The sequence below is a fragment of the Streptomyces sp. NPDC041784 genome (genome assembly GCF_055591025.1).
Map to the genome: position 1 here is coordinate 1 of NZ_JBVJAB010000032.1, position 13,825 is coordinate 13,825.

A 13,825-nucleotide genomic window follows, 5' to 3' on the forward strand; every position below is an offset into this window, starting at 1 on the left:
TCAACCGCCCCAGACCCACCCCCCGAACCCGAGGGTGGGACCGGACGCAAGCGCAGCACCACAGCCAGTGGCGCCCGCTGTGCAAGCCCGGGACTTTAGTCCCGGGTCGTTGACCCTGGGGGTGAAGCGCATCCTGTGGCTGCGAGGCGGAGCGTCGCGGCAGCGGGTGGGGCGGGCGCGGAGCGCCGCGGGGTTGCCCGGCGGAGCCGGGAAATCCGAATGCTGCCGTGCTGTCGAAGGCTCTGATCACCGGCCGCGCACCGACCACAACCCGCTCGACCGGAAGGAGTACCTGCTGAACGTGACGGGCAGGGTGGGCGCCTGAGGAAGAGAAAGGTGAACTATGTTCAACCTTACTCGTGAGTCAGATGGTATTGACGGTGTCCGGAAAGCGCCGGACTGTAGTGGACATGCCGAATATCCGGGCACGTCTGCTCGCTGTTCTGGTTGTCCTCTGCGGACTCTGTGGCTTCCTGACGGTGGCGGGCACCCCGGCCGCCACCGCCGCCACTCTTCCCGACTCCCTCGCGTTCGACGGCACGGCGCTCACCGTGTCGAACGGCCGCTTCGTCGACGGAAACGGCCGTGAGGTCGTGTTGCGCGGCTACAACGTCTCCGGCGAGACCAAGCTGGACGAGAACAAGGGGCTGCCCTTCGCCTCGGTGGCCGACGCCAAGAAGTCGGCGACCGCCCTGCGCGCCCTGGGCGGCGGCAACTCCGTCCGCTTCCTGCTCTCCTGGGCCTACGCCGAACCGGTGCGCGGCCAGGTCGACACCACCTATCTGGCCTCCGCCACCGCCCAGATCCGCGCCTTCCTCGACGCCGGGATCCGGGTCTACCCCGACTTCCACCAGGACCTGTACTCCCGCTACCTGTTCAACACGGGCAGCTGGTACAGCGGCGACGGCGCCCCCAAGTGGGCCGTGGACCTGGGCGGTTACCCGCAGGAGTCGTGCGGCATCTGCTTCCTCTGGGGTCAGAACATCACCCAGAACGGCGCGGTGAAGGCCGCCCAGTACGACTTCTGGCACAACGCCTACGGCCTCCAGGACTCCTTCCTCGCCATGGCCCAGCAGACCATGACGTACGTCAAGCGGAACCTGACCACCGAGCAGTTCGCGGGCGTCCTCGGCTTCGACCCCTACAACGAGCCGTACGCGGGCACCTACGACTCCGGCCAGGCCAGCCGCACCTGGGAACGCGACCTGCTCTGGCCGTTCTACGTGAAGTTCCGGGCCCGGATGGACGCGGCCGGCTGGCAGGACAAGCCGGCCTTCGTCGAGCCGAACCTCTTCTGGAACGGCAACGTCAGCAAGGAGGAGGGCGGCCTCCTCGACGCGGGCACCCTCGGCTCCCGCTACGTCTTCAACACCCACTTCTACGACCAGAAGGCCATCTCCGGCATCCTGATGTGGGGCAACGCCTCGGACGGCCAGTACGTGACCGACTTCGGCACCGTCCGCGACCGCGCCTCGGCGCTCGGGACGACGGCGATCGTCAGCGAGTTCGGCCACCCCCTGAACGGCACGACCGCCGGCAAGGCGCCGACCGTCCTCAAGGCGATGTACCAGGCCCTCGACTCCCGGGTGAAGGGCGCCAACTGGTGGACCACCCCGGCCACCTCCGGCCCGGTGCTGTCCGGTTCGCAGTGGCAGTGGGACATCTACCACGGCCGCCACCACGAGCTGATGAACGGCAACCCCGACAAGCTCCTCACGGCCGCGGACGCCTGGAACGACGAGGACCTGTCCGCCGTACGCCTCGACGACAGCGGCACGGCGACACTCCGTCAGGACGCCCGGCTCCTGGACCGCGTCTACCCGAGCGCCACCTCCGGCACGACCCTCGCCTTCACCTACGAGGACCGCTCCCGCGACGGCTCCACCACCCTCACCTGGAATCCGGTGCCCAGCTCCGTGCCGAACGTGGCGTCGCTGGTCAGCTCCGGCCAGTACAGCGTGCTGGTGTGGCGCTCCAACGGCGGCACGGCACCCACCGAACTGCATCTGCCCGCGTCCTTCCCGACCGCGTCCACCACGGTCGTCTCCGACCTGGGCACGGTGTACGGCCCGCCGGCGTACACCTCCACCACGAAGATCGCCGCGGCGGCGGAGCCCGGCGGCACCGGCAGTCGGCGCCTGCTGCTCAGCGCCGCCGACGCGAACACCGTGCACTACGCCCTGGTCACCAACGGCACGACCGCGCCCTCCGCGACCCTGCTGGCCGCCGCCCGCGGCGAGCTGGCGGCGTGGGTGGCCCAGAAGATCGGCTAGGACGCCGTACGGCGAAGGGGTGGGTGGCTGCGCCCGGCGCCGCCACCCACCCCCTGTCCGTCAGCCGCCCGTTCCGGTCCAGTCCGAGGCGACGTTGCCCAGGCGTACCCGCTGCGGGTGGTCGCCCACCGGGACCGACACGGTCTTCTGTCCGGTGGCGAAGTCGATCGCCGTGACCTGGTCGGCACCGCTCTCGGAGATCACGCAGCTCTTCCCGTCGCCGCTGACCGTCGCCCAGTAGGGCTTGGACGCGGTGACCAGCGGTCCCTCCTGGAGCGTGGCACGGTCGACCACCGTCGCGTAGTCGTCCATGGTGCCCGCGACGCACAGCTTGCTGCCGTCCGGCTTCATCGAGATGCCGTGGTGGCGCGAGTCGTTGACGAACGTGGTGCGGTCGTCGCTGGTCGCCGGGTTCTTCGGCAGGGTCTTCGTGCGGGTGATGCGGTCGGTGGCCAGGTCGTACTCGAAGAAGCCGTTGAAGAACGACACCTGGAAGTACAGCTTGGACTCGTCCGGCGAGAACACGGCCGGGCGGACCGCGTCCGAGTAGTCCGTGAGGCCGATCGCGTCCAGCCTCGTCCGCATGTCGATGACCCTGACCTGCTGGTACGTGGTCGCGTCGACGACCGTGATGCGCCGGTCGCCCTTCGTCCAGTCCAGCCACGGGGCGTCCAGCGCGGTGTTCACGTCACCGATCGACATGGTGTAGATGTACTTGCCGTCCCGGGTGAAGATGTTCTCGTGCGGCTTGTCGCCGGTGGCGAACGACCCCAGTTGCCGGCCGGTGCCGATGTCCAGGACATGCACGGTGTTCGAGGTCGACGCGGAGACCGCGACCCGGGTGCCGTCGGGGGAGACCGCCATGTGGTCGGAGCGGTAACCCGACACGGGGAAGCGCCAGTTGATGGCACCGGTCGACAGGTCGATCGAGACCACGTCGGCGAAGCTGGGCCGGGAGACGACCACCGACGAGCCGTCCGGGGTGGAGTACATGTCGTCGACGAACTGGTCGTGCCCCTCGCCCACGCCGTTGCGGATGGCCAGGAAGTACACCCACTTGATCGGGTTGGCGTTGATCTCCGCCATCCGGGCGTCCTTGTCGGGGATCACGTTGATCCGGCCGATCTTCGCGAAGTCGCCGGTGGACTTGATGACGTCCGCGGTGCCGTCCCAGTTGTTGCCCACGAACATCACCTCGCGCAGCGCGGCGGCTTCGGAGGCTTCGGAGGCGTCGGACACGGCGGTCGCGGCGGTCGCGGGAGCGGTGACGGTCAGCACGAGGGCGGCGGCTACGGAGCAAAGGTGCCAGGGTCTGAAGGCAGCCATGACTGCTCTCTCCTCGGGGGTGGCGGAAGGAGTGCGGGCGGTCCGACTCTGAACACCCGTGCGTTCAGAGTGGACTTACTGGAAAGTAAGTAGCTGAGGTGCTTCGCCACAAGACCGCGTGCACGACAAAATTGACGGCGGGGGAGCACGGAGCGACGAGGGAGGGTCAGTGGCGGGCAGGCTCAGGACGCCGACCGGCCGCTACGGCGGGCGGTCCGCCGAGGAGCGGCAGGCCGAGCGGCGCGCGCGATTCCTGGACGCGGCGCTGCTGCTGTTCGGCGACACACCCGGATACCGCGGCACGACGGTCTCGGCGCTCAGCGAGGCGGCCGGCCTGTCGACCCGCCAGTTCTACGAGGAGTTCCGCGCCCTGGAGGACGTCCTGGCGGCGCTGCACCTCCAGGTCAACGACTGGGCCGAGGAGGCGGTGCTGGCCGCGTTCGCCGCCGCGGAGGGCCTGACGCTCGCCGAACGGGTCACGGCGATCTTCCGCGCCTATGCCGCGAACGTCACCGCCGACCCGCGCCGGATCCGCATCACCTTCGTGGAGATCGTCGGTGTCAGCCCCCGGCTGGAGGAGCAGCGCCTGGACCGCCGCGCCCGCTGGGTCGAACTGATCTGCGCCGAGGCGACGGCCGCCGCCGTCCGGGGCGAGGCGGCCCCCCGCGACTACCGGCTCGCCGCGACGGCCTTCATCGGCAGCGTCAACGGCCTGCTCCACGACTGGAGCGCGGGCCGGGTCGACGCGACCCTGGACGAGGTGGTCGACGAACTGGTGCGGCAGTTGCTGGGGATCCTGCGGCCGGCGGGGTGGGAGCCCGGGGAACCCCGGTGACCCGAGCCGGAGATTCGGTCGCTGGTCCGGGATGAGCCGTCCGGGTCCGGCCTGATCCGCCGGACAGGCCCTGGGCCCGGTGCCGGGAGCGCCCGTGGCCGCGCCGGTTCACCGCAGCCGGCCCACCGCCTCCACCACCCGCGCCGTCCCGTCCTCCCCGCGCACCCGGACGCCCAGCTCCCGTGCCCGCTCGCCGAATTCCGGCTCCCGGGTCGCCCGGACGAGGGCCGCCGCGAGGCTCTCGGCGGTCAGGCGGCGCAGCGGGAGCGCGGCCGGTGCCACCCCGAGCGTCACCAGCCGGTCGGCCCAGAAGCCCTCGTCGAACTGGATCGGCACGGGTACGGCGGGCACCCCCGCCCGCACCCCGGCGGCCGTCGTCCCCGCCCCGCAGTGGTGGACGACCGCGGCCGTCTCGGGGAACAGCAGGGAGTGCGGGACCTCGTCCACGGTCAGCATGTCGTCGCCGTCGGCCGCCAGCCCGCCCCAGCCGCGCTGGATCACCCCGCGCAGTCCGGCCAGCCGAAGCGCCCTCACGACCTCGGCGCTGAGCCGGGCCGGATCGGGCACGGTCGCGCTGCCCAGACCCACGAAGACCGGCGGCGGCCCCGCGTCCAGGAAGTCCCGCAGGAGGGCCGGGAGCCGGGTCTCGCGGTCGTACGGCCACCAGTAACCGGTGACGTCCAGGCCCGACGGCCAGTCCCCGGGGCGGGGGACGACCAGCGGGCTGAAGCCGTGCAGCACCGGACCGATGGCCGGCGTCCGGGTACGGCCGGGCGGCAGGCCCAGCCGGGAGCGGACCGCCGGCAGCGCGGGAGCGAAGACGCGCTCGACGGCCCACTCCACCCCGTGGCCCGCGAGCCGGTTGCCGAGCGCGCCGAAGGACCCGCCTCCGAGCATCGGCGGCGCGAACTCCCGGGTGGGCGCGATCGGCTGGAGCGGGAGGCCGAGGGACGGGAGCCCCAGCCCCTCGGCGACCGTGCGGCCGAGAGGCGCCACGGACGCGGACAGCAGCAGGACATCGCTCCCGCGGGCCGCCGCCAGGACGTCGTCGGTCATCCGGCCGACCAGCGCCCGCGCCATCCGCACCACCCGCAGCAGTTTGCCCGCGCCGGTCGCGCTGCGGTGCAGTCCCCGGCCGCGCGCCGACTCCAGTTCGGCCCGCGGGTCGACCGGGAGGGCGTGGAAGGCCACCCCCGAACCGTCCACCAGCGGCGCGAACCGCTCGTGCGTGACCAGGGTGACCTCGTGACCCGCGCGCACGAGCGCGTGCCCCAGCCCGGTGAAGGGGGCGACATCGCCCCGGGAGCCCGCCGTCATGATCGCCACTCGCACGACGGACAGTATGGCGGTGCCGGGACTCCTGCCGGGTGAACGACCGTGCGAACACGGCCACTTCATTCGTCGGGCGCCGTCACGCAACTTCTGTCACAGCCGTTGACTTCGTTCTCGGGCGGTTCTACTTTCGGCGCGCGACCGTTCGGTTCGCCGACCCTAGTTCGATATTTCGAATACCGGAGCCGCTGCATGCTGCCCCCACCGCGCTCTAGCCTTCTCCGGCGCGTCAGAGCCGCCGCCGTGCGCGCCCTCGCCCTGATGCTGACCGCGACCGCCGCCCTGCTCTTCGCCCAGCCCGGCACCGCCCAGGCCGCGACGAGCCGTCAGATACCGGTCCCCACCGCTGCCATGGGTTGGGCGTCCTGGAACAGCTTCGCCGCCGTCATCGACTATTCCGTGATCAAGCAGCAGGTCGACGCGTTCGTCGCGGCGGGCCTGCCGGCGGCCGGGTACCAGTACATCAACATCGACGAGGGCTGGTGGCAGGGCACCCGGGACGCCGACGGCAACATCACCGTCGACGAGTCCGAGTGGCCGGGCGGCATGAGCGCCATCGCCGACTACATCCACAGCAAGGGCCTCAAGGCCGGCATCTACACCGACGCCGGCAAGGACGGCTGCGGCTACTACTACCCGACCGGCCGCCCCGCCGCCCCGGGCAGCGGCAGCGAGGGCCACTACGAGCAGGACATGCTCCAGTTCTCCAAGTGGGGCTTCGACTTCGTGAAGGTCGACTGGTGCGGCGGTGACGCCGAGGGCCTCGACGCGGCGACGACGTACACCGCGATCAGCGAGGCGGTCGCCGAGGCGACGGCCACCACCGGCCGCCCGCTGACGCTGTCCATCTGCAACTGGGGCTACCAGAACACCTGGAACTGGGCACCGGGCCTCGCCCCGATGTACCGGACCAGCACCGACATCATCTACTGGGGCAACAGCCCCTCGATGTCGAACCTGCTGTCCAACTTCGACCAGGGCCTGCACCCGACCTCGCAGCACACCGGCTACCACAACGACCCCGACATGCTGATGGTCGGCATGGACGGCTTCACCGCCGCCCAGAACCGCACCCATATGAACCTGTGGGCGATCTCGGGGGCACCGCTCCTGGCCGGGAACAACCTCGCCACCATGACCACCGAGACCGCGAACATCCTCAAGAACCCCGAGGTCATCGCCGTCGACCAGGACCCGCGCGGGCTCCAGGGCGTCAAGGTCGCCGAGGACACCACCGGGGCGCAGGTGTACGGCAAGGTCCTGGCCGGCACCGGCAAGCGCGCCGTCGTCCTGCTCAACCGCACCTCCTCCGCCAAGGACATCACCGTCCGCTGGTCCGACCTGGGCCTGACGGGCGCCGCCGCGACCGTCCGCGACCTGTGGTCCCGCGCCGACGTGGGCTCGTACGCGACGAGCTACACCGCGAACGTCCCGGCGGGCGGCTCGGTGATGCTCACCGTCACCGGCGGCACCGAGGCCTCGGGCAGCACCTACACCGGCACGTCGAGCTTCTCCGGCGTGGTGGCCGGTGCCACCGGACTGAAGGTCGTCGACGTCGCCTACACCAACACCTCCGCCACGGCCCGCACGGCGACCCTGAAGGTCAACGGCCAGACCACGACCACGGTGTCCTTCCCGCCGACCGGTTCCAGCCAGGGCAGCATCACTCTCCAGGTCGCCCTGTCCAAGGGCTCCTCGAACACGCTGACCTTCACGAACGCGCCGACCCTCGCCGACATCACGGTCAAGCCGCTGCCCGGCATGAACGGCACCCTGGTGGTCGGCAAGCAGTCGGGCCGCTGCCTCGACCTCTTCAACAGCACTGTCACCAACGGCACCCAGGCCGAGATCTGGGACTGCAACGGCGGCTCCAACCAGGCCTGGACCTACACCTCCCGCAAGGAACTCGTGGTGTACGGCAACAAGTGCCTGGACGCCTACAACCTCGGCACCACCAACGGCACCAAGGTCGTGATCTGGGACTGCCACGGCGGTGCCAACCAGAAGTGGAACGTCAACAGCGACGGCACGATCACCAACGTCAACGCGGGCCTCTGCCTCGACGTCAACGGGGCGGGCACCGCCAACCGCAGCCCGATCGTCCTCTGGTCGTGCAGCGGCGCCGACAACCAGAGCTGGACCCTGACCTGACGGCAGGGCCTGCCTCCGACCGGGTGGACCACGCGCCCCCACCCGCCAGGAATCATCAGTAAATAGCACCGTCCCGCCGATCATGACGATCGGCGGGACGGTCCCGCTCACGGACGACCCGGACGACCCGGACGGAGCGGCGCATGCGGAGCAGGTTCGGACTGCTGACCTCGCTGGTGACGGCCTGTCTGCTGACCGGCGGCCTCACCGCGCCGCCCGTGCCGGCCGCCGAGGAGAAGCACGCCGCCGACGTCACCACGATCTCCGAGGACACCCGACGCACCGGCTGGGACCCGGGCGAACCGGGCCTCGCTCCCGACCAGGTCGCCAGCTCCGACTTCGGCCAGCAGTTCTCCACCACCGTCGACGGACAGGTCTACGCCCAGCCCCTGGTCATCGGGAAGACGGTCGTCGTCGCCACCGAGAACAACAAGGTCTACGGCCTGGACTCGGCCACCGGAGCCATCACCTGGACCAGGAACCTGGGCCCCGCCTGGCCCGCCTCCGCCATCGGCTGCGGAGACCTGGTGCCCGACATCGGCGTCACCGGCACCCCCGTGTACGACCCGGCCACCGCCACCGTCTACCTCACCTCGAAGAAGAACGACGGCCCGGACGCCCAGCACCCCAACTGGTACGTCCACGCCCTGAACCCCGCCACCGGCGCCGAACGCAGCGGCTGGCCGGTGAGGGTGTCCGGCTTCCCGGTGAACGACCCGGGCCGCGCCTTCAACGCCTACACCGCCATGCAGCGCCCCGGCCTGCTCCTCATGGGCGGCTCGGTCTACGCCGGCTTCGCCTCCCACTGCGACCACAACCCGTACGTCGGCTATGTCCTGGGCGTCAACACCACCACCCGCAAGCAGTCCCTGTGGGCCACCGAGAACTCCTCCGCCAACGGCATGGCCGGCATCTGGATGAGCGGCGCCGGGCTGGTCTCCGACGGGCCCGGCCGCATCCTGTTCTCCACCGGCAACGGCATCTCCCCGGCCCCCGGTCCGGGGTCGCGACCGCCGGGCCAGCTGGCCGAGGCCGTCGTGCGGATCGGCGTCAACAGCGACGGCACCATGTCCGCCCAGGACTTCTTCAGCCCCACCAACGCCCCCACCCTCGACCAGAACGACACCGACCTCGGCTCCGGCGGCCCCGTCGCCCTGCCCGACGACGTGTTCGGCACCGCCCAGCACCCCCACCTGCTGGTCCAGATCGGCAAGGACGGCCGCCTCTTCCTCCTCGACCGGGACAACCTCGGCGGCCGCAGCCAGGGACCGGGCGGCACCGACAAGGTCCTCGGCGCCTTCGGCCCCTACGAAGGCGTGTGGGGACACCCCGGCGTGTACGGCGGCCAGGGCGGCTACGTCTACACCATCGGCAGCCGCGGCCCGCTGCGCGCCTTCAAGTACGGCGTCACCGGCGCCGGGCTGCCCGCGCTCACCAACACCGCGCGCAGCCCGGAGACCTTCGGCTACACCTCCGGCTCCCCGGTCATCACCTCCACGGGCACCACCCCGGGCTCCGCCGTCGTCTGGGCCGTGTACTCCGACGGCTCCAACGGCGCGAACGGACAGTTGCGCGCCTACGACGCCACCCCCGTGGGCGGCACCCTGAAGCGGCTGTGGTCGGCCCCGATCGGCGTCGCCGCCAAGTTCTCGGTGCCCGCCACCGACGGCGGCCGCGTCTACGTCGGCACCCGCGACGGCCATGTCCTGGCCTTCGGCCGGCCCTCCAACGCGGCGCTCATCGGCGACACCGTCGACTTCGGCACCGTCCCCGTCGGCGACACCGGCCGGGCCACCGCCAGGGTCACCGCGACCCGGGACGTCACGGTCAACGCCGTGACCACCCCGTCGGGCAGCGCCTTCGCGGCCGCGCCCACCGGACTGCCCCGCACCCTGCGCACCGGCGACACCTATTCCCTGCCGGTGACCTTCACCCCGGGCGCGCCCGGCCCCGACAACGCCGTGCTGAACTTCGCCACCGACCTCGGCGAGACGGGACTCGGCCTGACCGGCTACGGAACGAGACCCGGCCTGCTGGCCTCGCCGTCCTCACTGGCCTTCGGCACCGTCCCGACGACCACCGACAAGATCCTCGGCATCACCTTCACCAACACCGGCACCGCACCCGAGACGATCTCCGCGGCCACCGCGCCCCGAGCGCCCTTCACCGCCGAGGGGCTGCCCGCCGCCGGCACCGTCGTCCAGCCCCAGCAGTCCGTCACCGTCCAGGTGACGTACGCCCCGACCGAGGCCGGCGACGACACCTCGAGCCTCTCCGTCACCGGCCAGAACGGCACCGTCACCGTCGAACTGACCGGGGACTCGGTCGTCGGCGAGGCCCGTCTCACCATCACCCCGACCTCCACCGACTTCGGCCAGGTCGGGGTCGGCCGGTCCGTCACGAAGACCTTCGACATCAGCAACACCGGCAACATCGCGCTGACCATCACCAAGGCGAAGGCCCCCGCGGCCCCCTTCCACGTCAGCAACCCGCTCAGCGAGGGCCAGGTCATCGGCCCCGAGGACGTCGTCCACCAGGCCGTCACCTTCTCCCCGACGTCCGTCGGCGCGGTCAGCGGCATCTACGAACTCACCGCCGACGACGGCAGCGGACCCCACAACGAGGCCCTCACCGGCACCGGCACCACCGGCACGGGCGTCACCCTGCCCTCCCCGGGCGCGGGCGGCTGGAAGCTCAACGGTTCCGCCCAGCTCTCCGGCGACGACCTCCAGCTCACCCAGGCGACCGCGAACCAGGCGGGCTCGGCGGTGTTCCCGGTGCCCGTCCTCACCGACGGACTGAACACCACGTTCACCACCGTCATCGGCGGCGGCACCGGCGCCGACGGCCTCACCTTCGCCCTCCTCGACCCCGCCCGGACCACCCCGGGCGCCCTCGGCGGCAAGGGCGGCGGCCTCGGCTGGAGCGGCCTGCCGGGCATCGCCGTCACCCTCGACACCTACCGCAACGGCAGCGACCCGTCGGCCAACTTCGCCGGCATCGCCCTCACCGGCACCGGCACCTCCCTCACGTACGCCTCCACCACGACCGCCGTACCGGACCTCAGATCGGGACCGCACGCGGTCGCGCTGTCCGTCTCCGGCAGGACGATCACCGTGTCGATGGACGGCGTGCGGCTGCTGCGGACCACCGTGCCCTCGCTGCCCCCGACCGCCCTCGTCGCCTTCACCGGCGGCACCGGCGCCCGCACCGACATCCACACCGTGCGGGACGTCGCGGTCACCGCGGCCTCGTACGCCGTGCCGCCACCCGGCCCCAACGGCTGGACGTACAACGGCGCCGCCGCGCTGTCCGGTACGAGCCTGGTGCTCACCCCCGCCACCACGAACGCCCGGGGGACGGGCATCCACGGCACCCCCGTCCCGTCCGCCCGGCTGCGCGTCCGCTTCACCGCGACCATCGGCGGCGGCACCGGCGGCGACGGGACGGCCCTGCTGCTCCTGGACGCCTCGCGGACCACCCCCAGGGCGCTCGGCACGGGCGGCGCCGGGCTGGGCTACGCCGGACTGCCCGGGTTCGCCGTGGCCCTGGACACCTACCGCAACGGCACCGAACCGTCGAACAACTTCGTCGGCCTCGCGAGCGGCGCCACCGCCGGCCGGCCGAACTACGTCGCGACCTCCACCGCCGTCCCCGCCCTGCGCACCGGCTCGCACACCGTCGACGTGACCGTGACGAGCACCAGCCACCTGGTGGTGAGCGTCGACGGCACGAAGGTCCTCGACCGGGTGGTCGGGCTGCCGAAGAACCTCCTCGTCGGCTTCGCCGCCGCCACCGGCGGACGCACCGACCGGCACACGGTGACGGGCGTCACGATCGGGTACTGAGGCACCGCGGCACCGGGCCGGCGGCAACCAAGGCCGGGCGTACGACGTGTGAACCGTCGGGGGCGGCAACGCGCCGCTCCCGGACGGAAGGCGAGGGGGACACGATGACGCCGGACACGACGTCGGAGACGACACCTGACACGCGCGGGAAGAGGAGCGCCGGAGCCCGCTCGGTACGCGTGGTGTTCCGGCTCGTCATGGCCGCCCTGATCCTCATGCTCGCCGTCCGCACCTACGAGGAGACGGCCGTCGCGCACGCCCGGTCGAACGGAACGCTGCACCGGGCCGAGGCCACCATCACCGAGCTGACGTCCCACACCGAGTCCGGGAGAACGGGCGGAGGCCAGGACGGCAGCAGCGGCGACTACGTCGTCACCACCGTGTACACGATCGAACTCCGCGTCGGCGACGACACGAAGACCGCCCAGGACGTCCCGGACGACACCGCGTACGACCTCCAGGAGGGACAACGGGTCGTCGCGGGGCTGTGGCACGGGCGGGTCGTGGAGATCGACGGCCGTGACGTGTGGCCCGGCTGGCACCCCGCGCCGTGGGACATCACGCTGTACGTGCTGTACCCGCTGATCATGGGGTACGCGATCGGCTTCGCCGTGGCCGCCGTCGCGTTCCTGGCGGGCCTCGGTGGCCGGGCGCGGCTGGAGTGGCAGGACCGGACCGGGCCCTGGCTGCTCGGGTTCCTCGTCGGGACGGCGGCGATCTTCACGCTGCTCGTGTGCGCGGCCCTCGGCAACGGCCCCGTGTACTGGCCGGTCGTCCCCATCGGCGCCGGAACGGCGGCGGCGCTGGCCCGGCTGGCCGTCGTCGTCCGGCGCAAGCGCAGGAGCGCACGCGCCGAGGACACCCCTGCCCCGGTCTGACGGCCGGGTACGGCTCAGCGGCGCCGCAACCGCCGCGCCCGCACGGGACGCGGCGGCGGAGGAAGCGGGCGAGACCGCGCCGCTCTCAGCGCTGTCCGCAACAGAGCGACGGACGCTCGCCGACCTGCCGCGGAGGCTCGTACCGGCAGCAGATACCGGGCTGGACGCTCCCGCCCCGCTCCCGCCCGGACCGAGAAGGACCAGGTCAATCGAGAGCTGAACCGGACCCCGGCGAACCTTCGCCCTACTCGTCCCATGCCTGGATCATCGTCTGCTCGACGATCTTGCCGTCGCGCAGCGTGATCATCGACTCGGCGAGGACCCGCACCCCGTCCGAGTAGAGGCACGACTCGCTGTAGGCGGCGCGGTCGCCCTGGACGATGCACTCCTCCAGCTTGTGCGACATGTCGCGGCTGTAGACGTCCTCGAGCATGGCGGCGATCTCGCCCCGGCCGCGCAGCACCCGGGGGTGGCTGGGCTGGGCGTTGTGGTCGATGACGCGCAGTTCCGCGTCGTCCGCGTAGAGCGACAGCAGTGTCGTCGCGGTCGGTCCTTCTATCCCCCTGCGCAGGGTCTCCGTGTCGAAGGCGGAGCGTGCCGCAGTGCCCATGGTGACCTCCTCGAAGGGCCGCGGACCGAGGGAAGCCGGTCCGCCCGGCTCTCACCTCCGAGACTCCTCCGCCGCACCGGGCTCGGCAAGCGCAGCCGGACCGTCGTCCTGACGGGTGAGCCGGGCACCGCACCCGTGTCCGGCGGGGCGCCGCCGCCGTTGCTGAGGTCATGATCTCCCCTCGACGCATCGCCGCCGCCGCCGCGCTCGCCGCCGGGTTCACCGCCCTCGCAGCGCCCCTGGCGAACGCGGCCGAAGCCCGGACGCCGGCAAGCTGAACCCGATCGCCACCCTGGACGCGCTCACCGCGAGCCAGCTCCCGGCGGAGAGCCGGGGCCGGCTGCCGAAGGTCTCCCAGCAGCTGGCCGAGATGAACAAGGTGCACGAGCTGAACAAGCTGAGCGAACTGCACCAGGTCACCGACCTCGCCGCCCCCGTCACGGGGCTGCTGCCCGCCATCGAGAGCTGATCGTCGCCGCCCCGGGGGGGGGGGGGGGGGGGGGAGGGGGGGGGGGGGGGGAGGGGGGGGGGGGGGGGGGGGGGGGGGGGGAAGGGGGGGGGGGTGGTTCTTC

The 13,825-nt window shown here is 71.8% G+C and carries 8 protein-coding genes and 1 pseudogene; 6 read left to right on the forward strand and 3 right to left on the reverse strand.

Going from position 1 to position 13,825, the window contains the following annotated elements; all coding sequences use genetic code 11:
- The first annotated feature begins 410 nt into the window (after positions 1-410).
- Positions 411-2,273 carry a cellulase family glycosylhydrolase gene (locus tag ACZ6D7_RS39605; RefSeq protein WP_469501561.1) on the forward strand — a complete coding sequence of 621 codons (1,863 nt, stop codon included), beginning with the start codon at positions 411-413 and terminating at the stop codon, positions 2,271-2,273.
- Between the two features lie 60 nt (positions 2,274-2,333).
- Here the strand turns inward: ACZ6D7_RS39605 and ACZ6D7_RS39610 are convergent, their stop codons facing one another.
- A complete protein-coding gene (locus tag ACZ6D7_RS39610) occupies positions 2,334-3,599 on the reverse strand; it encodes a YncE family protein (RefSeq protein ID WP_469501564.1) in 1,266 nt (421 codons plus the stop codon).
- Between the two features lie 169 nt (positions 3,600-3,768).
- Here ACZ6D7_RS39610 and ACZ6D7_RS39615 point away from each other — a divergent pair, with 169 nt between their 5' ends.
- On the forward strand, positions 3,769-4,434 hold the full coding sequence (locus ACZ6D7_RS39615; protein ID WP_469501567.1) for a TetR/AcrR family transcriptional regulator: 666 nt from the start codon (positions 3,769-3,771) through the stop codon (positions 4,432-4,434).
- A 108-nt stretch (positions 4,435-4,542) separates the two neighbouring features.
- Here the strand turns inward: ACZ6D7_RS39615 and ACZ6D7_RS39620 are convergent, their stop codons facing one another.
- Positions 4,543-5,751, reverse strand: coding sequence for a glycosyltransferase (locus ACZ6D7_RS39620; protein WP_469501725.1), 1,209 nt, complete (start codon positions 5,749-5,751; stop codon positions 4,543-4,545).
- Positions 5,752-5,958: 207 nt separating this feature from the next.
- Here ACZ6D7_RS39620 and ACZ6D7_RS39625 point away from each other — a divergent pair, with 207 nt between their 5' ends.
- The 3 genes from ACZ6D7_RS39625 to ACZ6D7_RS39635 all read left to right on the forward strand — a co-directional run bounded on the left by ACZ6D7_RS39625 (position 5,959) and on the right by ACZ6D7_RS39635 (position 12,643).
- The gene (locus tag ACZ6D7_RS39625; protein ID WP_469501571.1) at positions 5,959-7,917 is read left to right on the forward strand and encodes a ricin-type beta-trefoil lectin domain protein; all 1,959 of its coding nucleotides are present in this window, start codon (positions 5,959-5,961) and stop codon (positions 7,915-7,917) included.
- 143 nt (positions 7,918-8,060) lie between these two features.
- A complete protein-coding gene (locus tag ACZ6D7_RS39630) occupies positions 8,061-11,765 on the forward strand; it encodes a choice-of-anchor D domain-containing protein (protein WP_469501573.1) in 3,705 nt (1,234 codons plus the stop codon).
- Between the two features lie 104 nt (positions 11,766-11,869).
- Complete coding sequence (locus tag ACZ6D7_RS39635; RefSeq protein ID WP_469501576.1) at positions 11,870-12,643, forward strand: hypothetical protein; 774 nt, start codon at positions 11,870-11,872, stop codon at positions 12,641-12,643.
- Between the two features lie 244 nt (positions 12,644-12,887).
- Here ACZ6D7_RS39635 and ACZ6D7_RS39640 read toward each other — a convergent pair whose 3' ends face one another.
- Entirely contained in the window at positions 12,888-13,253 is a 366-nt protein-coding gene (locus ACZ6D7_RS39640; RefSeq protein WP_469501579.1) for a nuclear transport factor 2 family protein, read from the reverse strand.
- Positions 13,254-13,423: 170 nt separating this feature from the next.
- Here ACZ6D7_RS39640 and ACZ6D7_RS39645 point away from each other — a divergent pair.
- Positions 13,424-13,722, forward strand: a pseudogene (locus tag ACZ6D7_RS39645) (hypothetical protein).
- Positions 13,723-13,825 lie beyond the last annotated feature (103 nt).